The organism is Streptomyces sp. NPDC056486, from assembly GCF_042795295.1.
GTDB lineage: Bacteria > Actinomycetota > Actinomycetes > Streptomycetales > Streptomycetaceae > Streptomyces.
Map to the genome: position 1 here is coordinate 13,517 of NZ_JBHTSF010000060.1, position 24,991 is coordinate 38,507.

Annotated in this window: 1 protein-coding gene; it reads right to left on the reverse strand. The window is 69.2% G+C overall.

Annotation, left to right across the window (positions count from 1 at the left end; translation table 11 throughout):
• Window positions 1-156: 156 nt before the first annotated feature.
• Window positions 157-24,930 (reverse strand): hypothetical protein, encoded by a 24,774-nt coding sequence (locus ACFQ7F_RS23455; RefSeq protein ID WP_383273444.1) that lies wholly within the window; start codon window positions 24,928-24,930, stop codon window positions 157-159.
• Between the last annotated feature and the right edge of the window lie 61 nt (window positions 24,931-24,991).

Here is a 24,991-nt window from a genome sequence, read left to right on the forward strand (position 1 = left end):
CAGCCGTGCGCGATACGACCGGGAACCCAGACCGTGCGCTGGGCGAGGCGACCGAGATCAGAGCTGGTGTTCATCCGCTGGTCGCCTCCTTCGATGGTCACGGTCATTACTTACAGATCGTTGGCCACCGCAACCTAGTAGCTGGGGCCCCAGCGGTCAAGAGGTCGGGCTCTGGATGCTGTCGCCGTTGTTGCCGATCAGGACGTAGGTGCCGAGGCGCCGGAAATCGTTGATCACACCGAACATGCTCTTGCCCGACGGCAGGAGGCCCTGGAGAGAAGGGTCCTGCGCCAGCTGGGCGGCGAACATCTCCTTGTACGCGTTGTAGACCCTGGCCATGTACGTGGGCTCCTTCCCCGCGTTGGGCCGGTGGTCGTTGGTGAGGGCGATGGAGGCGAGGTCCATGAGGTAGCAGTCGATGAGGTCAGTGACGTCCTTGGCCTTGGCCCCCTTCTTGCTCGCCCGTGCGTCCTCCTCAAGGAGACGCGCCATGCCCAGAACGATGTCGCGATGGATACGGTGCCTCGTGCTGCTGGGGAAGGCGGCCATGATGTGGTCGGCCTGACCCGCGCCCTCGGTGTTCATGGTGCGCGGCGTCTTCAGGTCGTCCAGGCCCGGAACAGCCAGCGGGACCGCTTCGAACATCGACTCCTCGTCAGGAATGCTCGTGTTCCGTGAGGCGAGGGGATGCAGGCCGATCTCATGGGCCAGCATGCCCATCATGTAACCGACGTCGTACCTCTCGAAGTAGTAGCTCGCCAAGTTGATGTCGACGCCTGCGTCGCCGTGGTCCTGCACATCGGCCGGCGTCTCCGTCGTACGCACTTGCAGAGTGATCCGGACCTGACGGTCACCGACATAATCCCGGATCGTCTCGTGCCTCCGCAGCAGATCGATGATGCGGGCGGCCTTGTCGCGGTACGTCTCGTTCGTGTGCTTCAGGTTGGTGAACTCGAAGTTCCCCGTTGCTTCATCGGGCGCGGTGGTCGGGTCCTGCGTGCTCGGCTCCTGCGTGCTCGGCTCCTGCGTGCTGGGGTCCTGCGGCATGCGGGCCGGGGCCTCGGTGCCCGCCGTGTCGCCGTCAGCCGACATGGGCAGGGAGACCGGGTCCACCCAGACCGCCTCACGCGGAACCGGGGCAGCACTCGTGCGAGCCTCATCCCAACTCTGCTCGCTCTCCTGCTCGCTCAGCTGATGCGGCGGCGGCACGTCACCGATCAGGGCGCCCATCAAGGCCAGATGACGGCCACGAAGACCGGCCGCAGCAAGCGAGGACTCCTCCGGGGCCGCATAAAGGTCACCCAGCAAACTCCCCTGGATGTGCGGCCGTTGCGGGGAATCGGCGTCACGGTACTCATCCCGCAGACCGAGCTGGTGAGACAGCTCATGCACCATCTGTACCGGATCAGCATCCGCCCACCACGTGTTCTGATCCATCCCACGGTCACGGCCCACCAAGTCCACGGTCAAGTGGGGGGCGTCGGCGGGGTCGACGTGCTCGACGGTGACGTGCAGCAGGTCACCGTTGGGCAGGTGATAGCCGGGCGCGTTCAGGAACTCGTCCACACCCGCGCCGAGTTGCGCGAAAGCATGCGCGGCCTGCCTGTCCGCGCCGCGCATCGCGATGCGGACGGTCAGGTCGGTCACCGGATCGCCGTCGTAGGTGAGCCGCCGTGCGTCGAACCCGGAACGCACCACAAACCGGGGCCGACTGTCACGCGGCCTCCGCGGCTGGGTCTGCGACGTGGTGTCGGTGCTGCCCTGCGGCAGTCGGGGACGGGTCTCGCCGGTGTCACTACTGGTGGGCGTCGGAGCAACGGGCCGTTGGATGCTGTCGCCCTGGTTGTTGAACGCGACGCTGCTGCCCAGGCCGAAGAAACTGCTCGTGACGTTGTACCAGCTCTTGTCGCCCGGCAGCAGGTCCCGTACGGGGCTGTCCTGCGCCAGTTGCCCGGCGAACTGCGCCTTGTACGCGTTGTAGGCCCTCGCCGTGTAGGAGGGATCCTTCATCGCTTTCGCCCGGTGGTCGTTGGTGACCGCGATCGTGGCCAGGTCCATCAGGTAGGTGTCGATCAGATCGGTGACGTCCTTGGACTTGGCACCCATCACATCGACCCGTACATGCCGCGCGAGTACCTCCGCCATCTCCACGACGATGCCGCGGTAGATACCGTGCCGGATCGACTGGGGAAGGGCAGCCATGATGTGGTCCGCCTGGCCCGCTCCCTCGGTATTCATGAAACGCGGCGTCTTCAAGGTCTCAAGGCCCGGCACCCGGAAGGGCATCCCCCGGAACAGATCCTCCTCCTCGAAGATCCTCGCATCACGGGTGGCGAGGGGATGCAGACCGATCTCATGAGCCAGCATCCCCATGATGTAACCGATGTCGTACTTCTCGAAGTAGTAACTCGCCAAAGCGATCTCGACACCGTCATCACCGCGGTCGATCACATCGGCCGGAGTCTCCGTCGTCCGCACATGCAGAGTGATCCGCACCGGGCGCTTACCGACGTAGGTCTTGATGGTGTTGTGCTCGTCGAGCAACTCAACGATCCGGACCGCCTTGCCGAGGTACTCCTCCGTCTGGTTCAGGTTGGTGAACTCATAGTTCCCCAGCTTGAAGGGACGGAGGGCAGGCTCCGATGTGGCGGGCGTCGCGTTGACGTTCTCCGTGCCGTCGGTGTCGGCCTGGGGCAGCCTGGGGCGCGCCTCGCCGGTGTTGCCGTCGTTGGTGGTGTCACCGGTGGTGGAGTCGCCGGTGGTGGAGTCGCCGGGCAGGTCCGGAGTGACAGCGACGGGCTGCTGGATGCTGCCGCCCTTGTTGTTGAACATGACGCTGCTGCCCAAGCCCAGGAAATTGCTCGTGACGTTGTACCAGCTCTTCTCGGCCGGCAGCAGTGCCAGCACAGGACTGTCCTGCGCCAACTGCGCGGTGAACTGCGCCCTGTACGCGTTGTAGACGTTCGCCGTGTTCCTCGGCTCGTACGCCGCGTCCTTCCGCTTGTCGTTGGTGACCGCGATCGTGGCCAGGTCCATCAGATAGGTGTTGATCAGGTCGGTGACATCCTTGGGCTTCGCGCCCATCACGCCGACCCGCACGTGCCGCGCGAGCACCTCCGCCATCTCTATGACGATGCCGCGGTAGATACCGTGCCGGATCGACTGGGGATGGGCAGCCATGATGTGGTCCGCCTGGCCCGCCCCCACGGTGTTCATGAAACGCGGCGTCTTCAGCGTCTCCAACCCCGGCACCTGGTAAGGCATCCCCCGGAGCAGATCCTCCTCCTCGAAGATCCTCGTATTACGGTCGGCGAGAGGATGCAGACCGATCTCATGAGCGAGCATGCCGATGATGTAACCGATGTCGTACTTCTCGAAGTAGTAACTCGCCAAAGCGATGTCCACACCGGCATCACCACGGTCGATCACATCAGCCGGGGTCTCCATCTTCCGCACATGCAGAGTGATCCGGACCGCGCGTTCACCGACATAGTCCTTGATGGTGCGGTGCTCGTCGAGCAACCCGACGATCCGGACCGCCTTGTCGAGGTACTCCTCCGTCTGATTGAGGTTGGTGAACTCGAAGTTCCCCAGCTTGAAGGGACGGAGGACCGGCTCCGAAGCGGCGGACGCCGTGTCGTCGGTGTTGGTCTGGGGCAGTCTGGGGCGTGCTTCGCCGGTGGTGCTGTCGGTGGTGGCTCCGGTCTGGTCCGGAGCGACAGTGCCGGGTCGCCGGATGCTGTCGCCGCGGTTGTTGGTTCCGATGCTGGCGGCCAGTGCGGCGAAGTCCCCGAAGACACCGAGCCTTCCCTTGTCCGCGGGCAACAAGGCACGCACCGGGCTGTCCGGGGCGAGTTGCTCAGCCAGCTGCGCCTTGTAGGCGTTGTAGACCCTTGCCGTATAGGAGGGGTCCATGATCGCCTTCGCCCGGTGGTCATTGGTGACCGCGATGGAGGCCAGATCCATCAGATAGGTGTCGATCAGGTCGGTGACGTCCTGGGACTTGGCACCCTCCACGCCGACCCGTACGTGCCGCGCGAGTACCTCGGCCATCTCCAGGACGATGCCCCGGTAAATGCCGTGCCGGATCGTGTGAGGGAAGGCGGACATGACATGGTCCGCCTGCCCCGCCCCGTCGGTGTTCATGAAACGCGGCGTCTTCAGCGTCTCCAACCCCGGCACCAGCAGAGGCATCCCCTGGTACAGCTCCTCCTCTTCGAGGATCCTCGTATTACGCGAGGCGAGAGGATGCAGACCGATCTCATGGGCCAGCATGCCCATGATGTGACCGATGTCGTACTTCTCAAAGTAGTAACTCGCCAAAGCGATCTCGACACCGCCATCGCCGCGGTCGATCACATCGGCCGGGGTCTCCGTCGTCCGCACATGCAAGGTGATCCGGACCTGCCGATCACCGACATAGTCCTTGATGGTGCTGTGCTCGTCGAGCAACTCGACGATCCGGACCGCCTTGTTGAGATACCCCTCCGTCTGATTCAAGTTGGTGAACTCATAGCTCCCCAGCTTGAAGGAACTCGGTGCCGTGTCCGAGTCGGGCGGAGCGTGCGCAGGAACCTCGGTGGCCGCCGTGCCGTCGGCTGCTCGGGGCAGGGAGACCGGATCGACCCAGATGGCCTCGCGGGTCTCCGCAGGAGCGGCATTTCGGGCGTCCGCCCAGCTCTGGTCGGCCGGCTCGGTCGGGTCGCCGTTCTGCGGCGGCGCAGGGGTCACGTCACCGATGAGCGCCCCGAGCAGCGCCAGGTGACGGTCACGCAGACCCGCAGGGGCCAGAGACAGGTCTTCCGGCGCCTCGTTGAGGTCGCCGAGCAGGCTGCCCAGGATGTGGGCGCGATGCGGGGAATCCGCATCCCGGTACTCATCGCGCAGGCCCAGCTGGTGGGTGAGCTCGTGCACCAACTGCACCGGGGCGGCATCGGCCCACCAAGTGGTCTGATCCATCGCCTGGTCCCGGCCCGCCAGATTCACGGTCAGGTGCGGGGCTTCGGTGGCAGCGACATGTTCGACAGTCACGCGCAGCCGGTCACCGTTGAGCAGGCGATAGTCCGGGGCATTGAGGAACTCCTCCACGCCCGCACCCAGTTGGTCGAACACGCGGGCGGCGTCGCCGTCCGTACCGCGCAACGCGACACGAACCGTCAGCTCGGTGACCGGCGTGCCCTCGTACGAGAACCGCCGCGCGTCGAACCCGGAACGCACCACGAACCGAGGCCGACTGTCACGCGGACCACGCGCCGGCGTCGCGACGGTCGGCGCGGTGTCGATGCTGCCCTGCGGCAGTCGGGGGCGTGCCTCGCCGGTGTCGCTACTGGTCTGCGTCGGAGCAACGGGCCGTTGGATGCTGTCGCCCTGGTTGTTGAACGCGACGCTGCTGCCCAGGCCGAAGAAGCTACCCGTAACGTTGTACCAGCTCTTGTCGCCCGGCAGCAGATCCCGCACGGGGCTGGCCTGCGCCAACTGCGCCGCGAACTGCGCCTTGTACGCGTTATAGGCCCTCGCCGTATAGGAAGTGTCCTTGATCGCCCTCCCCCGGTGGTCATTGGTGACCGCGATCGTGGCCAGATCCATCAGATAAGTGTCGATCAGGTCGGTGACGTCCTTCGACTTGGCACCCAACACACCCACCCGCGCACGCCGCGCGAGCACCTCCGCCATCTCCACGACGATGCCGCGATAGATACCGTGCCGGATCGACTGGGGATGGGCAGCCATGATGTGGTCCGCCTGGCCCGCCCCCACGGTGTTCATAAAACGCGGCGTCTTCAGCGTCTCCAACCCCGGCACCTGGTAAGGCATCCCCCGGAGCAGATCCTCCTCCTCAGGGATCCTCGTATTGCGGTCGGCGAGAGGATGCAGACCGATCTCGTGAGCCAGCATGCCCATGATGTAACCGGTGTCGTACTTCTCGAAGAAGTAGCTCGCGAGATTGATGTCGACGCCCTTGTCGCCGTTGTCCTCCACATCGGCCGGGGTCTCGGTCTTACGCCGGTGCAGGGTGATCCGGACAGTGCGGTCGCCGACGTAGTCCTTGATGGTCCTGTGCTCGTCGAGCAGTTCGATGATCCGGACCGCCTTGTCCAGGTACTCCTCCGTCTGGTTCAGGTTGGTGAACTCATAGCTCCCCAACTTGAAAGGACGGAGAGCCGGCTCCGGAACGGCGGTGGTGTCCGTGCCGTCGGTGTTGGCCTGGGGCAGCCTAGGGCGCGCCTCGCCAATGTTGCCGCTGGTGGTGTCGCCAGTCTGGTCCGCAGCGACAGTGACAGGGACGGGTTGTTGGATGCTGTCGCCGCGGTTGTTGGCTCCGACGCTGGTGGCCAGTGCGGCGAAGTCCCCGAGGACACCGAGCCTTCCCTTGTCCGCGGGCAACAGGGCGCGCACAGGGCTGGCCTGCGCCAGTTGCCCGGCGAACTGCGCCTTGTACGCGTTGTAGGCCCTCGCCGTGTAGGAGGGATCCATGATCGCCTTCGCCCGGTGGTCATTGGTGACCGCGATCGTGGCCAGGTCCATCAGATAGGTGTCGATCAGATCGGTGACATCACGGGACTTGGCCCCCATCACGCCGACCCGTACATGCCGCGCCAGCATCTCCGCCATCTCCACGACGATGCCGCGATAGATACCGTGCCGAATCGACTCGGGGAAAGCAGCCATGACATGGTCCGCCTGGCCCGCCCCCTCCGTATTCATGAAACGCGGCGTCTTCAGCGTCTCAAGACCCGGCACCCGCAACGGCATCCCCCGGAACAGATCCTCCTCCTCGAAGATCCTCGCATCACGGGCGGCGAGAGGATGCAGACCGATCTCATGAGCCAGCATCCCCATGATGTGACCGATGTCGTACTTCTCGAAGTAATAGCTCGCCAAAGCGATCTCGACACCGTCATCGCCGCGGTCGATCACATCGGCCGGGGTCTCCGTCGTCCGCACATGCAGAGTGATCCGGACCGGGCGGTCACCGACATAGGCCTTGATCGTGCTGTGCTCGTCGAGCAACTCAACAATTCGGACCGCCTTGTTGAGATACCCCTCCGTCTGATTCAAGTTGGGGAACTCATAGCTCCCCAACTTGAAGGAACCCGGCGCAGTATCCAAGTCCGGCGGAGCGTGCGCCGGAACCTCGGTGGCTGCCGTGCCGTCGGTGTTGGTCCAGGGCAGAGACACCGGGTCGACCCAGATGGCCTCGCGGGTTTCCGCAGCAGCGGCGCTTCGAACCGCCGCCCAGCTCTGGTCATCGTTCTGCGGCGGCGCCGGGGTCACGTCACCGATGAGCGCTCCGAGCAGCGCCAGGTGTCGGTCACGCAGACCCGCAGGGGCCAGAGACAGGTCTTCCGGCGCCTCGTTGAGGTCACCGAGGAGGCTGCCCAGGATGTGGGCGCGATGCGGGGAATCCGCATCCCGGTACTCATCGCGCAGACCGAGCTGATGAGTGAGCTCGTGCACGAACTGCACCGGAGCGGCGTCGGCCCACCAGGTGGTCTGGTCCATCGCCTGATCCCGGCCCGCCAGGTTCACGGTCAGGTGCGGGGCGTCGCTGGGAGCGACGTGCTCGACTGTCACATGCAGCCGGTCACCGTTGAGCAGGCGGTGGTCCGAATCGTTCAGGAACTCGTCCACACCTGCGGCCAGTTGGTCGAACACGTGAGCCGTGTTGCCGTCCGTGCCGCGCAACGCGACACGGACAGTGAGGTCGGTGACCGGCTCGCCCTGATACGAGAACCGCCGGGCATCGAACCCGGAACGCACCACGAACCGGGGACGGCTGTCACGCCGACCGCTCGCACCGCGCGTCGGTGAGGTGGTGGACGACACGGTCTGCGGCGCGGTGCCGGCCTCGGGCAGTCTGGGGCGTGCCTCGCCGGTGTTGCCGCCGGTCTGGTCCGGCGTGGCGGGCTGTTGGATGCTGTCGCCGCTGTTGAAGGTCAGGATGTTGGCGCCGAGTTGGGTGAAGGACCGTGCGATCCCGAACCAGCCCTTGTCCGACGGCAGGAGGTCCCGAAGAGGAGTGTTGTCCGCCAACTCGGCGTAGAGCATCTTCTTGTAGGCGTTGTAGACCAGCGCCGTGTTCGTGGGCTCCTTGGCCGCGTTCTTCCGGTAGTCGCTGGTGATCGCGATGGAGGCCAGGTCCATCAGGTAGGTGTCGAAGAGGTCGGTGACGTCCTGGGCCTTGGCGCCCGGCACTCTGACCCGCGCGCGCCGAGCGAGCACCTTGGCCATGTCTATGACGATGCCCCGGTAGATGCCGTGCCGGATGGTACGGGGGTAAGCGGCCATGATGTGGTCGGCCTGGCCTGCCCCCTGGGTGTTCATAGTACGCGGCGGATCCAGGTCGGTCAGTCCCGGCACCGGCAAGGGCATACCCCGGAACGCCTGCTCCTGCTCGGGAATGTCCGGGTTGCGGCGGGCGAGGGGGTGCAGGCCGATCTCGTGGGCGAGCATGCCCATGATGTAGCCGGTGTCGTACTTCTCGAAGTAATAGCTGGCGAGATTGATGTCGACGCCCTTGGCGCCGTGGTCCGTCACATCGGCCGGGGTCTCGGTCGTGCGCCGGTGCAGGGTGATCCGGACCGTGCGGTCGCCGACGTAGTCCCTGATGGTGCTGTGCTCGTCGAGCAACTCGATGATCCGGACCGCCTTGTCCAGATACCCCTCCGTCTGATTCAGGTTGGTGAACTCGTAGTTCCCCAGCTTGAAGGGACGGAGCACCGGCTCCGAAGCGGTGGACGCCGTGTCGTCGGTGTTGGCCTGGGGCAGTCGGGGACGGGCCTCGCCTGTGCTGTCGGTGGTGGCTCCGGTCTGGTCCGGAGTGACAGTGACGGGTTGCCGGATGCTGTCGCCGCGGTTGTTGGTACCGACACTGGTGGCCAGTGCGGCGAAGTCCCCGAGGACACCGAGCCTTCCCTTGTCCGCGGGCAGCAGGGCGTGCACGGCGCTGTTCGGAGCGAGCTGCTCAGCCAGCTGCGCCTTGTAGGCGTTGTAGACCCTTGCCGTATAGGACGGGTCCATGATCGCCCTCGCCCGGTGGTCATTGGTGACCGCGATGGAGGCCAGGTCCATCAGATAGGTGTCGATCAGGTCGGTGACGTCCTTCGACTTGGCACCCATCACCCGGACACGCGCGCGCCGCGCCAGCACCTCGGCCATTTCCACGACGATGTCGCGGTAGATGCCGTGCCGGATCGTGTGAGGGAAGGCGGCCATGACGTGGTCCGCCTGACCCGCCCCCTCGGTGTTCATGAAACGCGGCGTCTTCAGCGTCTCAAGACCCGGAACCAGCAGAGGCATCCCCTGGTACAGCTCCTCCTCCTCGGGAATCTTCGCGTTCTGTGTGGCGAGGGGGTGCAGACCGATCTCATGGGCCAGCATGCCCATGATGTAACCGGTGTCGTACTTCTCGAAGTAGTAGCTCGCCAGCGCGATGTCGACGCCGTCGACGCCGCGGTCGATCACGTCGGCCGGGGTCTCGGTCGTGCGCACGTGCAGGGTGATCCGGACCTGGCGGTCGCCGACGTAATCCTTGATCGTGCCGTGCTCGTCGAGCAGCTCGATGATCCGGACCGCCTTGTCCAGGTACCTCTCCGTCTGATTCAGGTTGGTGAACTCGTAGTTCCCCAGCTTGAAGGAACTCGGTGCCGTGTCCGAGTCGGGCGGAGCGTGCGCAGGAACCTCGGTGGCCGCCGTGCCGTCGGCAGGCCGGGGCAGGGAGACCGGGTCGACCCAGATGGCCTCGCGGGTTTCCGCGGTCGCGGCGTCTCGGGTCGCTGTCCAGCTCTGGTCGGACAGGTCGGCGTTCTGCTGCGGCGCCGGGGTCACGTCACCGATGAGCGCCCCGAGCAGCGCCAAGTGACGGTCGCGCAGGCCGCCCGGGGCCAGGGAAGAGTCCTCGGGAGCCTCATTGAGGTCGCCGAGCAGGCTGCCCAGGATGTGGGGGCGGTGCGGTGAATCGACATCCCGGTACTCGTCACGCAGACCGAGCTGGTGAGTGAGCTCGTGCACCAACTGCACCGGAGCGGCGTCCGCCCACCAGGTCGTCTGATCCATCCCCTGGTTCCGGCCCGCCAGGTTCACGGTCAGGTGCGGGGCGTCGGCGGGGTCGACATGCTCGACGGTCACGTGCAGCCGGTCACCGTTCGGCAGACGGTGGTCCGGGTCGTTCAGGAACTCCTCCACACCCGCACTCAGTTGGTCGAACACACGGGTGGCGTCGCCGTCCGTGCCGCGCAACGCGACACGGACTGTGAGGTCGGTGACCGGCGTGCCCTCGTACGAGAACCGCCGCGCGTCGAACCCGGAACGCACCACGAACCGGGGTCGGCTGTCGCGCGCGCCGCGCGCCGGTGAAGTGGCGGGCTGCACGGTCTGCGGCACGGTGCCGGTGTCGGCCTCGGGCAGTCTGGGACGTGCCTCGCCTGTGGTGGTGCCGGTCTGGTCCGGAGTGACGGGCTGTTGGATGCTGGCGCCGCTGTTGAAGGTCGCGATGTTGGTGCCGAGTTGGGTGAAGGACCGTGCGATGCCGAACCAGCCCTTGTCCGACGGCAGGAGGTCCCGAAGAGGAGCGTTGCCCGCCAGCTGGGCGTAGAGCATCTCCTTGTAGGCGTTGTAGACCTTTGCCATGTTCGCGGGCTCCTTGACCGCGTCCTTCCGGTAGTCGCTGGTGATCGCGATGGAGGCCAGGTCCATCAGGTAGGTGTCGAAAAGGTCGGTGACGTCCCTGGACTTGGCGCCCGCTACGCCGACCCGCGCGCGCCGAGCGAGTACCTTGGCCATGTCTATGACGATGTCGCGGTAGATGCCGTGCCGGATGGTGCGGGGGTGGGCGGCCATGATGTGGTCGGCCTGGCCCGCTCCCTCGGTGTTCATGGTGCGCGGTGGCTTCAGGTCGGTCAGCCCCGGAACCAGCACGGGCATACCCCGGTACGCCTCCTCCTGCTCGGCAATGTCCGGGTTGCGGCGGGCGAGGGGATGCAGGCCGATTTCGTGGGCGAGCATGCCCATGATGTAACCGGTGTCGTACTTCTCGAAGTAGTAGCTGGCGAGATTGATGTCGACGCCGTCGACGCCGCGGTCGATCACATCGGCCGGGGTCTCGGTCGTGCGCACGCGCAGGGTGATCCGGACCTGACGGTCACCGACGTAATCCTTGATCGTGCCGTGCTCGTCGAGCAGTTCGATGATCCGGACCGCCTTGTCCAGGTACCTCTCCGTCTGGTTCAGGTTGGTGAACTCGTAGTTCCCCAACTTGAAGGGACGGAGCACCGGCTCCGGTGGTGCGGCGGGCGCCGTGTCCGAGTCCACGGGCACGTCCGCGCCCGTGTCGTTACCCGACAGCGTGCTGAGCTCGTACGCCTCCTCCTCCAGGAGGCCCGGGAGGTCGCTGCCCGTCGGTGACGGGGGCAGCGGAACGGCGGCCGGGTCCTGGAGGGCCGCCTCATCCTGTGAGGCCGGGGGCGAGACCGGGTCCTGCGGAGCCTTCGGTGCGGGTGCCGGGGTGTGCAGAGTCAGCGGTACGAAGTTGCCGCCCCGGCGGCGGAGTCGGAGGTGGGGGCTGTCGCTGGACGGTCCGAGGTAGGTGTGGGCGGTGCCGTCCTCGTCAATCAGGGTGACGGTGGTGCCGGTCGCCGCGGCGGCCCACTTCGACACCGCGCCGTCCGCGTCAGGACCCCACGGGGCCTCGGCGATGTGGCGGCGCAGGTGGCCATCGAGCTCGTCCTGGCTCGGCGCGGGCGCGTTCGGGCCGCTGAACCGGAGGGGCGGGGGCGTGAAGAGCGAGTCGCGCTCTGCCTGGTCGCCCGGGAGGCCGTTCAAATGCATCAGTCGGGTGGGCGGCGCTGCGGCGCGCCTTCGCAGCAGTGCCGCCTCGTGGCGGTCCGGTCCGGGCTGCTCCGCGGCCTGGCGCAGGGCGGTGGAGAGCGCGCCGAAGAAGCCGTTGCCACGGCCGGTCGGGGTGCCCTGGGTGTAGGTGGCGCCGTCGGGTGCGGTGAGGACGCCGTCGCGGTCGAGGCGGTAGTGCGGGCCGCTGCTGTCGGCGGGCGAATGCCAGGGCAGGGTGGTGTGGCTGCGGTGCGCGGGCGGTTTCGTGGGCTGCTGCTCCGGTGCGGAGCGCGTGGTGTCGGTGCTCGACGTCCCGGCGTCGGTGCCCGAAGTCCCCGTGTCCGTACCGGATCCGAGGTCCTTCGTCGGGGCCGACAAAGACGCCGCGACCGGAGGCGCGGTGCCGGGCGGGAGCGCGACGGAGAAGAAGCCGTCGTTGGCGAAGAGGACCGGGGCGGCGGTCGCCTTGACGGCGGCCGGGTCGGCACCGCGCGGCAGGAAGAGCTGCTCGCGGCCCTCGCCGGTCACCACGGTGAGCGGAGTGCCAAGGACTCGGGCGGCTAGGGCGGGCAGCAGATCGGCGGCCCCGTTGTCGCCCGCGCGGCGCTCCGGCGGTGCCGGTTCACCCTCCGGGCGCTGCGTGTCGTTCTGGGATGGCTCGATCGCGAACGGGCGTTTCAAGGCGGCGCCGGCAAGCCCTACTCGTTGCGCGGGGGTGGGCCAGAAGGTCTGCGGGAGCCGGCCGAAGGCGTCGAACTCGGCCTGCTGCTCCGGGGTGAACTTCACTCCCTCAGCATTGAGTTCGGCCTGTGTGAAGGTGTCATCGGCATCCAGGGCGAGGGCTTCGAGCAGATCCTCGTTGCCGTCCTGGCCCAGCGCCCAGGCGAGGCGGTTGCGGGCGGAGTCGACGGCAGCGGCGGTGACCTCCAGGTCACCGGGGGCCTTCGTGAACCGGTCGGCGAGATCCTTATCGAGCAGGTTGGGCAGGCGGTCCCGGTCGGCGGTGGCGAGCAGCGCGTGGAAGAACGACGCGCCGTCGTGCGGCATGTCGTGCACCTCGCGCACCTTGGTGCCGTCCGGCGATGTGATGGTGCGCGGGGTGGAGTCGGTCCCCGCGGTGACGACGTACGGCTTGGGCGCCTCGGAGCGCCACTCCGGCTCGGTGTACTTCTCCGACGCGTCCGGCGCCGGGGTCGAGACGGGGCTCTGGTGGTGGGCGGTGAGGCGGGAGGCGGCGAGGTGCAGCCGGTGGTGGTCCCGGGCGGCGGCGTCGGCGTGCTGCTCCCAGCGGTGGACATCCTGGCGGGCGGCCTGCCAGGCGACGACGGCCGGGGACCGGACCACGTCCTGCGGCAGGTCGGTCGGCGGTCCGGAGTTGTCGTCGCCGAGCGCGGCCTGCTCCTGCGCGCTCAGGTCGAGCCACGTCTCCCGGGCCCGCGCGCGGGCGTCGTAGTAGCCGGTCTCTGCCGCGGCGAGGTCGCCCGCCGCCTTGGCCTGGTCGTCCCAGGCCCCGCGAATGTCTTCGGTGAAGGTGGTGTCGTCCAGGAGGCCGTGGTCGCGGGCGATGTCCTCGCGCAGCCAGACCAGTGCGGTGGTCTCCGCCTCGGCGGCGCGCGGCCCGCGCTGGGGCTTGCCGAGCGCTTGCAGCGGGCGGCTGTCGGTGAACCGGTGGTCCACCTCGGCCACCGTAAGCCAGCTCACGGGCAGCGCGAAGAGCATGCTGCGATCGGTGACGACCTTGATGTGCGTACCGAGGGTGGTGTCAACGGCGCCCTTGAGCGTGGTGCCGTCGTTCGCCCCGCCGACCGGAATCGTGGCACCCGGGTTGGTGACGCCCGCATTGCTGTTGCCCGCGAGCGGCGAGGTGCCGACCGCGCCCTCGACGTTGTCGGAGATGCCCGCGTCCAACGCGTCGGAGGTCTTCCGGCGTTGCATGGCCTCCATGCGCGGCTTGTTCTCCACGGCGAGCAGCCGGGCGCCACCGCGGTGCATCTTCGCGTAGATCCGGGAGTCGGCGGTGTGGGACTGGCCGAAGAGGCGGGCCGACGCCTGGGCGGGCAGCGGCGAGCCGTTCGCGCCGAGCGCCTCACGGAACCCCGCGGTCAGGCCGCCCTGAGCGGTGGCCTCCAGCTGAGCCTGTGCGGGGGCGCTGCCGGGACCGGTCAGTGTGGTGAAGCCCGCCATGCGTACCTGTGCGGCGAGGCTGTTGCCGGTGTGCCGCCGACCGAGGTCGCCGTCACCGAGTCCGTCCGCGCGAGCGGTGGCGAGCGTCAGGGCGTCCTGCACGTTCGCCGCGCCGCGGATGTCCACGGCGAGGATGCCCGAGCCGACCTGGTCGTCGAAGGACAGGACGTCGGAGTCGGAGCTGCCGGTGGTGTCACCGGCGGCGGAGGTGCGCCAGGCGGTGATGCCGTCCGGGCGGGCCTGGGCTGCGGTCAGCATCCGCACCGCGCGCTCCGGTTCCGGCACGTCCTGCTCGGTGAGGGCGTTGTCGGCTCCTTCGCCGACCGGGGTGAGCAGGCTCGCGGGGAGGATCTCGTTGAGGCTGCCGACGGGTGTGTCGACGGCGCTGGGGGCGAGCGGTTCGCCGGTCGCGTCCGTCATGGTGACGGTCAGGGTGTAACTCGTGACGATCTCGGCGTGCGCCTGGGTGGTGGCGATGTTCGGCATCGCGGTACTGCCGACGGTGTCGGTCCTGGTGCTCGACCGCTGCTTGGCCGCGGTGCCCTGGAGGGAGGGGTTGGCGACGAGAATGCCGCTGCTCGCCGCGCGCTCACCGCCGCTGAGGGTCACGTCGGCGCCACGGTCCTGGGAGACACCGTCCGCGTCGTCGCGGGCGATGCTGCGGTAGTCCTCAAGCTCGTATCCGGTGCGCAGCCTGTCCACGGTGTGGGTGACCGGGGTCAGTGCGAACCGGACCTGTCCCCTGCTCCCGCCGACCGGCAGCCGGAGCGGGCTCGACCAGTCGCGGTAGCGGACCGGCAGGGTCATCCCGTCGGTCGTCAGCTCGTGCAGGTGGGAGCGGAGGAAGTCCGGGGAAAGACGCTGGAGGACCTGCTCGCGGTCGTGCGAGGGCACTCCGATCTTCTCGAGCTCCCCCATCAACTGCCGCGCCGCGTCGCTCGCGTCGAGCTGGCCGCTGGGATGGGTGGGGAAGCGGCGGCCGCGCAGGAAGGCGGGAAGGCGGTAGCCGCCGCCGAGGTTGTGCGGGGTGGTGGTGCCCAGGCCGTCCGGGGCGAGTCCGGACTCGATGACGTCCTGCATCGGCAGGTGGAACATCACCGCGTCGCGGATACGTTGCACCGCGGCGGCGGCCCGGCGCGGTGCGAGACCGTGTGCGAGGCGCTCGGAGACCCGCCCGGCCGCGGAGCTGATCCCGGCTCCGGCGCGGGTGCCCACCGCGCCCATCGCGGCCGTCCAGCGATCCCGCACCGCTACGGTCTCGGTGGCGTCGGCGACCACCAGGTACGTCCGCCCGGAGTAGCTGAGGGTGGTGTTGCGCCCCCGGGTGAGGGTCTGCGCGAAGCTGTGCCCCTTGCCCCAGGCGTACTGGAGGGCGGTCGAGTAGGACCCGACCACTGCCGCCTGGCCCGGGGCCTGCTTCAGCGGCATGTCGGCGCCCTGGAGGCCGAGGGTGGTGTGGTGGACCGTGCTCGTGGTGCCGTTGACGCGGTGCTCGTTGCCGATGGTGGCTTCGATGTTGGCCGGCTTCGGGTCGCTCTTGACGCGTACGTTGTCCAGATCGGCGCGGATCGCGGCCTTCATGTAGTGCGTCTGGAGCGGTCCCGCACCGGTCAGACCGGTGACGCGTGAGCCGAACGGGCCGAGGTACTGGCCGATTTGTCCGGCCACGCCCAGGTTCGCCATCGCCCGGCGCAGTGCGGTGCGTACGGGCGCCCCTGGTGCGCTGACGTGCCAGGAGGTGTCCGACGCAAGGTCGGCGGTGTCCTGCATGAGCTGCTGGCGCTGCGGTCCGCCCTCGGTGCTGAGCACCACGTGCGGGGAGCTCAGCAGCTTCCGGATGAGCTGCCGGTCGGGCGAGTTCTCAAGGGGCTGCGGGTGGGTGCCGTCGAGGAGTTGGTCCGCCTCGACGGAGGAGAGCGGCTGCGGTGCGGGTGCGGGTTCGGTCCTGCCGGGCTGCGTGTCGGCAGGGGCGTAGCGGTCGGAGCCGTGCGCGGCCGGCACGGCGAGTTCCACCCGGCCCACGGTCTCGTTGCCCTCGGTGAACAGCGGCCGCTCCTCGACCTTGCTGACGAAGACGCCTGCGCCGAGCAGGCCGACCGAAGCGAGCCTGGCCCAGCCGCGCGGTCGGCGATGCCCTTCGAAGGTGGCGCCCAACTTCACCTGGTAGCTGTAGAGGTCGGCGGCGTTCTGGAACATCAGGTTGTCGTGGGTGACCGCGACCGTGCTGCGGGTGGCCTTCTGTTCGGTCTTGGCGTACCGGGCGCCGAGGGACGCGCTGCCGGCCTGCCGCGGCAGTCCGGTTCCGGGCACCTTGTCGTGGTCGCGCGGCGAGATACCCAGCTCGACTCCGCCGGAGAGGGTCGTCGAGGCCTGCTGCCCCTGGCCCGACATCTCGTAGCCGATCACTCCGTTGCGCAGTGAGCGTTCGTTCATGGTGGTCTCGAACTGCCGGTCGGTGAGGCGAGCCGTGAGGATGAGCGTGTGATATCCGCGGCGCACCTTGCCGTCCTCGGTGAGGGTGACCGGCACTCCGGTGGTCGTCAGGTCGTCCAGGCTCTGCGCCAGGCTGGGCCTGTTCAGCGCCTCACGCACCTGGCGGTCGTTGTGCAGCGCGGTCCGCATCCGCCCGTCGCCGTACCAGAACTTGGCAAGGCGGGGGTGGCGCAGCACCAGCGGCGGGACGAACAGCGACGGGTACGAGCGGTGCAGCGTGTCCAGGACGCTGTCGGCGAAGACCCGCATGGGGTCTTGGGGGGCGGGTTGTGGGGGCTGCGTCTCAGACTCGGGCTGCGTCTGAGACTGGGTCTGCGGCTGCGGCTGCGGCTGCGGCTGCGGCTGCGGCTGCGGCTGCGGCTGCTCTACAGGCGGCGGTTGTATCTGGGTCTGCTCCACCTGGATCTGCGGGCCGATGGGACGGAAGCCCTCGGCACGGACCTGGCCGCTCAGGTGGACCGGGTCGTCTTGGCTGAGGTACCACGGCACGGGCGGTTCGGCGTCCGGGTTGGGTCCCGCCTGGCCGGGCGTACGGCTGTCCCAGCCCGCGAGGCGGCGCGCGTCCTGGGTGGACATCCAGTCCAGGCTGACCACGCGGACCGGGCGGGCCGCCGACGGCAGATCGCCGGGCTTGCGCACCATCAGAGTGCGCTCCACCCGATAGAGCGCGACCGGGTGGTTGCGGACGCGGCCGGTGGTCTTCCGAGCCGCGGTGGTGCCGAAGTAGTGGCCGCGCCCGGTGGTGAGGTCCGCGCGGACCAGCGGGCCGCCCTGGAGGCGTACGTCGGTCTCCGGGCCGGTGAGGGTGTAGTTCGGCCCAGCGGTGACCTGGACACCCATGCGGGTGTCACGGACGTGGCTAACCTCGTTCTGGTACGTGGTGTAGGCGAGTTCCCGCAACTCCGCCTTGACCGACTCGGTGACCAGCGTGGCTCGGTGCGGCACCGACCGCTCCACGATCAGGTGTCCCAGCGGGTGCTGTCCACTGCCCTGGGTCAGCTCGGGCCCGGTGACCGGCCCGGAGAACCGGCCGAACAGGGCGTGCAGCCGCCCCGGCCGGACGTACGAGACCAGGGTGCGGTGCGCCGAACTCCCGGGCCGCGCCCCGGAGATGGCGAGTGCAACGTCCTCCGGGGAATCCGTCAGGTGCAGTCCGGTGATGTCGGCCATCCGCGGCTCGACCCCGTCCGGGAAGGTGAGCGTCTTCGGTGCCCGCTGGGGTCCCGCGTAAGGCACGGTGAGGTCGTCGGGCAGCCGCCAGGTCAGCCCGTCACGCATCGCGAACTCGGCGGTGTGCACCTGGTTGCGCTGCCAATTGGGCGTCGGGGAGGGTGAGTTGGTCTGGTTGTTGTTGTCCGGGCCGGTGGTTTCCGGACCCGTGGTAGCCGGACTCGTGGTAGCCGGACTCGTGGTAGCCGGACTCGTGGTGACTGGCGCCTCGGTGACGCGGTCCACCCGCACCCGGTAGTGGACGTCGTCCAGGTGCAGGTGCGAGCCCTCGTGGGCGCGCCACTCGGACTGGTTGTACGCCTGAGTCCCCTGCGCGTATTCGGTCTTGCGGGTCCAGCCCAGCGAAAAGCCGAGCTTGAAAAGCCAGTTGAGCGGCGGACCCATACTCAGCCCAGCGGCGATCCGTCGCCCGACGCCCACGCTGCGTCCACCGCCCGTACCACCCTGGCCGCGTCGCATCGTGTCGAGCCGTACGGTGCCGCCGTCCACGTCGGAGAAGCGCACCCAACGGTGGTACGGGATGGCCTCCACGGTCATCTCATGGCCGACCCCGGACTTCTCCCGGCCCACGAAGCGCGCGCCGCGCGGGGCGGTGAAGGCGCTTGGCTGATGAGTCAACAGCCGCAGCAGGTCCGCCTCGTCGAACTGGGCGCGCAGCTTCGGAGGAAGTTTGCTCAGGATCTCCTCGGCCACCTGCTCGGGCGAGCGCAGGGTGGTCATGCCGGCGCCGGTGAAGAGTCCGGTCGGGCGATTTTGCGGGGTGCCGTCGCCCGGGTCGGTGTCCGGGCTGATCAGGGTCGTGGGCAGCCGGCTGCCGTCCTCGAAGGTGACAGTGGGCGGTACCGGGCCCGGCGGCCGGGCATCCGGACCGGTCAGCAACCGTGCCGGACGGTGCCGTTCGAGCTGCGTCTCCAGCGGCACGGGGTCGCCCGAGTCGGGGGCCTTGCTGTCGGGGGTGGAGCCGTCCGTGTCCTTGGTGGCCGGGGCAGGAGGGGCTGGGTCCGGCGTCGTGGTGACAGCCGGGTCCGAGGTGGTGCTGACTGCCGGATCCGGGGTCGCGGTGACTGCCGGGTCCGAGGTGGTGCTGACTGCCGGATCCGGGGTCGCGGTGACATCCGGGTCCGGGGTCGTGGTGACTGCCGGATCCGGGGTCGCGGTGACATCCGGGTCCGGGGTCGTGGTGACTGCCGGATCCGGGGTCGCGGTGACATCCGGGTCCGAGGTCGTGGTGACAGCCGGATCCGGGGTCGCGGTTACATCCGGGTCCGAGGTCGTGGTGACAGCCGGATCCGGGGTCGCGGTTACATCCGGGTCCGGGGTCGTGGTGACAGCCGGATCCGGGGTCGCGGTTACATCCGGGTCCGAGGTGGTGGTGACAGCCGGATCCGGGGTCGCGGTGACAGCCGGATCCGGGGGCGTGGTGTTCGAGTCCGGTACGGGGGTGAGCGGGGCCGAGGCCGGGACCAGCGCGTCGTAGTGGTCGGTGCCGTTGTAGGCCAGGTGCAGGGTGCTGCCGTCCCGGCCGCCCGGGTTGAGGGGGTTGACGCGGGTGTTCCCCGGCGACTGCCGGTCGGGCTCGACGAGCCGGAGGTCGACGTCGAGGGTGGACGCAAGGGCCTCCGGAAGCAGGTCGGCGAAGGGAGAGGCCCACAGCGCGGGGAACTCGGCGGCCGACGCGACGAGCCCCTTGGCTCCCAGCCGCCAGGCGTCGGCGGGAGTGGGCGCCACGTCGGCGAGGTGCGGGTAGTCGCTCTCCCGGAGGATCCGCTGCCACTGGCCGGTGTCGCCGTCGGTGATGACGTCCTGCGCGATCCGGTTCCAGAGGTCGGTGATCCGGCTCAGCTCGGCCGGGTCCTGTACCCCGGCGACGGCACGCATCCGCAGGTCGTCCACCACGGCGAACACCGGGTCCGGGATCGCCATGGCCACCCTGTCGCCAAGCTCGGACCCGGTGATCCGGTCGCTCAGCAGACTGCGCAGGCCTGCGACGTTCTTCGCGGCCCACGCCGGTGGTACGTCATGGCTGCGCGCACTGTCGAGCAGCGACCGGAAGAGGCAGTTCCCGCCACCCGGCGTCTCGAGGCGACGGAAGGCCAAGCCATCCGCGTGCACGGTGTCCGCGGTGCCGGGCGTGGCCTTGCTGAGGAGGGTCATGTCCTCGGCGAGACTCTCCGGACGGCTCGGCGCCGGTGTCAGATCGGGCCTGCGGCGGGCGAGTTCGGCGGTGTCATCGGAGCTGAGTTTCAGCTCCGACAACGGCAGCGGGGTGCTGGAGAGCGACCAGGTGATCTGCGCGGAGGGTGCGTAGGCCAGACCGCGGACGTCCTCCGGCGAGACAAGGGTGGCCGGCGGGAGCGCGGGAGGCGGCGGGGGCAGCAGGGCGTCGAGGGTGGTGTCGGGCCCCGCGGTCGCACGCAACTCGGCCGCGGCGTGCAGGAAATCGGTGTACTGCTCGACAGTGGGAGAGGCGGCCGGATCACTGTCGCTGGTGGTGGCGCTCGTCGCACCGCCCCGGTCGACGACCATCCGGCGCAGCAGGTCCGGGGTCATCCGGCCGTCGCCGTAGCGGGCCGCGGTGTCGGGGCTGAGCCAGCGCAGGCCGTCCACGAAGGCAAGACCGGCGAGCAACTCCCGGTTCTCCGGCCGCTGTTCGGCGTCCGGGCCGAAGACATCGCGCAGGGTGCGGATCTGCTGGAGAGTACGGGCCAGGGCGAAGGCGTCGGCCGGTTCCGGGCCCGCGTGCAGACCCGCGTCGCGCGCGAGCCCGTCCAGGTCGGCGCCGCTGGGCTCGGGGGTGAAGAGGCGCCAGCGTCCTGGACCGTCCGCACCTTCGGCGAGCACCGCGCGGACGTTGCCGTCCCGGTCCAGGGCCGTGCCCACCTCGGTGGTGGGCGCGTACACCGGTCGCCCGGTGCGGTTCGCCACGTGCTGTGCCACCGGCAGCCCGGCGACCGCGGGCTGCCGTCCGGTCTCGCAGGAGAACATCACCAGCGGCCGGTCGTTGTCGCTGTCCTGTGCCCAGGACTTGAATGCCTCGCCGAACTGCACACCGCTGACCTTCACGGTGGGGTGTTGTGCGTCGTCGGTACCGAGCGTGACGGTGCGGGAGGTGCCGTGCCCCGCGAAGTAGTCGGCGCCCCGCTCGGTGCCCGAGCCGGGGAGCCCGGTCGGCGGACCGGTGAACACCGTACGGGGAGCGGGCGGGTCCGCGGCGGTCTCCGGAGCCGGAGTGACGGACGTGGTGCGTACGCCGCGGAAGGTGTCCTGGCCAAGGAGCGCGCGACGGCCCGCGCTGCGCGCCGTACCGTCCTCTGCCTGACTCTGCGAGATGGTCAACGTCTGTACGGCACGCCCCGGTTGGGGCTTGACGGTCGCGACCGGCACCAAGCGCCGCAACTGGGCGATGGGCACCGTGTGGCCGTCCAGGGTGGTGACGACCGGCTCGCGCGCGGGCCGCTGCGCAGGGCTGTTTCCGTTGTCGGTGGTATCGCCGCTGACGACGGGACGTACGACGATCTGCCCGGTGGACGGGAGCGCTACGGGAGGTGTCGCCGGGGAGTTGTCCGGCGCGACGGACGGAGACGGGGGCGGAGGCGTGGGCGGAGGAGGAGTTCCGCCGTTCCCGGGACCGCGTCCGCCGGTTCCGTCGCCGTTGCCGCCGCCCGACTCCAGGTGCAGGTCGGTGGCCGTCTCGGTCCAGGGGCGAGACAGGGTGGCGAGCTTGGCGACTGCGGGCGGGCTGGTCTCTGTGGAGTCCGGGCCGACTCCGTTGCTGTCCAGGGAACTTGTCGGCCCTGAGACCACCTTGGGGCGCGTCACCGGGCCCGATGTCCCGGAGGAGACCGTGCCGAGGGCGTCGGCGAGCGGCAGCAGCACGTCTGCGCCGGGGAACGCGGCGTTCTGAGCATCCGGAGTACCGTCCGGGGTCACGGCGGTCGGCGGGCCGGTGAGCGGGCGGACCCGGACCGGAGCGCCCGGCCCATCGCGGGTCAGCTCGACGGCGGCGCGTACCGGGGCCCCCGGCCCCACCTGCGCGACCGGCGGTCCGAGTACGACGGCCCGGTCCACCCCGGCCCCGTCAAGGAGTTCGGCCGCTTCCGGCGCGCCCTCCCCCGGTGGCGGAACCTCCGTGACCACGATCGTCAACGCCGTTGACTGAGTGGGCGAGGGGCTCCCGGCGAACGGAGCGGGCCCGGCCTTCACGTCACTCAGGCCGCTGACATCGCGTACGCCGTCCGTGTCGGCGTACGAGCCGGTGGTGCTCACCTTCGGCGGAGTGCTGGTGATGTCGGCGGCATCCGGGAGGAGGGTGCTCTCGACGGAGTCCGGAACACCGGTGCTGTTCCCGACCGCCGGGCCGGTGCTTTCCGGAGACGAGGTGCTCTCCGCCGGTGAGGTGGTCTCCGGCGGCTGCGAAGTCGACGGAGTGCTTTCGGGCGTGCTCTGGGGCTGCGCGGCGGAGGGAGCCGGGGAGCCGTTGGCAGCCGGGACCCCACCCGGCCTGGCGCCAGTACCCGTGCCGGGTGCGGCGGGACTGGCCGTGGCGGAACTGCCCGGGCCCGGAACACCGGAGTTGCCCGGACCGGACGCAGCGGAGGCGCCGGGGCCGGACACGGGCGAGGCGACAGGGCCAGGCGCAGCCGAAGGCGAGGGACCTTGCCCATCGGAGCTACCCGAGTCCGGGGCGGCGGAGTTGGCCGGACCGGATGCGCCCGAGGTGTCAGGGCCAGCCGTGGCCGAGGCGTCGGGGCCAGGCACAGCCGACACGGCAGGATCGGGTGCAGCCGAGGTGTCAGGACCAGGCACAGCCGACGCACCGGGATCAGGTGCAGCCGAGACGTCAAAGTCCGGCACAACCGACCCGCCAGAATCAGGCGCAGCCGAGACGTCAGGACCAGGCGCAACCGACGCACCAGGACCGGGTGCAGCCGAGACGTCAGAGTCCGGCACAACCGACCCGCCAGAATCAGGCGCAGCCGAGACGTCAGGACCAGGCGCAACCGAGCCGCCGGGATCAGGCGCGGCCGAGGTGTCAGGGCCCTGGGAGGCAGCGGGCCCGCCCGTGTTCTGTCCCGGCGTCTCGTTCGTACGGTCGCCCTGCCCGGCCACCTCGTCCGGAGTGTCAGGAGTGTTCTGCACGCCGCTCCCCGGGGCGTCCGCACCCGAGCTCTCCGGAGACTCCCCCGGCGCGACACCATCCGGACCGGCGGTGTGGTCCACCCCGGTGCCGGGCCCCTGGCCCACCATCGGGTCGACGCCACCCCCCGTACTACCGGTACCGGAGTGGACCGCAGCGCCGCTGCCCGAGGCATCCGCGGTGGTGGCGAGCGGCGTGTCCACCGTGACCGGGGTACCGAAGCCGTCGAGGGCACGGCGGACCCCGTCGGCGTCGATCTGCCCTGCCGGGCTGTTCCCCGCCGGGACCACCCGGACCTCGGGCACCTGCGACAAGTTGCCGTGCAGGCCGTCGCGGACGCCGATCTCGGTGCTGCCGGGAGCCTGGGAGCCGCGCAGGTCGGCGAGGTCGTGCAGGGCCTGCTCGCGGACCTCGGCGGAGCCGTGATGGACCTGCTGCCACAGGTCGTTCTCGGCGGCGGTCACGGACAGCGGACCGGGCGAGTAGGCCGGTGGGTCGACAGTGCTGTACGGCGGCGGGCTCTCGGCGACGTAGGGCGGGGGCGACTGGCTTCCGGTGACGTCCCCGAGGCCGGTGTTCTGCTGGGTGGCAGGCGGAGGCGAGGTGAGCGCGGAGCCGTCGCCGCCCGAGGAGGTATCCGGCCGCGAGGGACCGTCGGCGTGGCCGGAGCCGCCACCCGTGCGAGAACCCTCGGAGCTGACCGAGTCCCCCGTGCCGGAGCCGGGAGTGCCGCCGGAGACGGTGGGCGGCTGGTTGCGCAAGTTGTCGATGACGTTGCGCAGTTCGGCGCCGCTGTTCATCGCCCCGCCGGTGAGCGTGGACTCGACCTGGCTGCTGATACCCGCGCCGACGAAGGTGGACCAGCTGGTGGACCAGTCGCCGTCGAAGGCCCCCTTGATCAGGATCTCCGCCAGCGCCTCACCGGCACCGGCCGCGACGAAGTCGGCCACCCCCTTGATCCCGTAGTGCCCGGCCACCGCACCCGGCATGTGGGAGTAGTTGTTCAGCAGGTGGTTGTTCCGCCACAGGTTCGGGTTGTTGAAGAAGGAGAGCGGGTTGTTCGTGAGGTTGGGTCCGCTCCCGTACGGGGTGGGGCTCGGGGTGGTCTTGGGCGTCGGAGCCGGAGGGGTGGGCGTCGGGGTGGGGATGGGTGTCGGCGTGGGGGTCGGCGTAGGCGTAGGCGTCGGGGTGGGGGTGGGCGTCGGCGTGGGCTCGGGCTTCGGCTTGGGGGTCGGCGCGGGCTCAGGGCTCGGCTTGGGGCTCGGGCCGTTGTTCCCAGGGGGGCCAATACCCGAGGTGTTCGGACCGTTGGGGCCGTTCTTGAAGTCGTTGCCCGGGCCGTTCTTGAAGAAGTTACTGTCGTAACTGTTGACGATGTTCTTCGCGAAGCCGTTGAAGATGCTGGTGAGGCCACCGGCGGCGGCGCCGAACGCCGCTGACTTGAGGATGGCGTCCCCGTCGAACCCGTCGGGGCGGCGGTCGTTCGGGGCGAAGTTCATCATCGCGAGGCGCACCGCGAAGGTGGTGAACGCCTCGGCGAACGCCTCGGTCAGCGAGGGCGCGATGTGCAGCCGCTGGAGCAGGTGGCTCATCGTGGTGAGGATCATGAACCGGCTGCGCAGCTTGGCCAGCAGGATCTGGCTGGCCGACGCGCCACCGGTGAAGAAGGACATCGCCAGGTAGATGGCGATCTCGATGAGCAGCCGGATGACCTCGGCGATGACCTGCCACTTGGACTCCATGATGTCCATGGAGGTCTTGCGCCGGCCTTCCGCGATCAATTCGAGTTGATCGGCGAATTCGGTCAGATAGTTCTTGCCGCCGTCGTTGGTGAGCGTGCCCATCGCCTTGGCGTACGACTTGGACAGGTCGTCCGGCATCGACTCGGCGATGTCGTGAACCGACTTCGTGATCAGCGAGGAGATTCTGTCGAGCTTCTTGCCCAGGCCGGAGTAGGGCAGCCTGCTGTCGTAGGCGAGGTCCTCGTCGGCGTCCATGAGCGTCTGCCCGGTGAGGCCGAAGATCATCGCGTTGACCACGTCCGAGACCAGGATGCTCATCGGGGTCCGTCCTGAGGGCCGCGGGGGCAGGAGGGAGCGGCCCCGCCCTGGAAGCCACACG

Excerpts from the sequence above, each read along its gene's own strand:
- ACFQ7F_RS23455 (WP_383273444.1), bottom strand. The coding sequence starts at position 24,930 with ATGAGCATCCTGGTCTCGGACGTGGTCAACGCGATGATCTTCGGCCTC.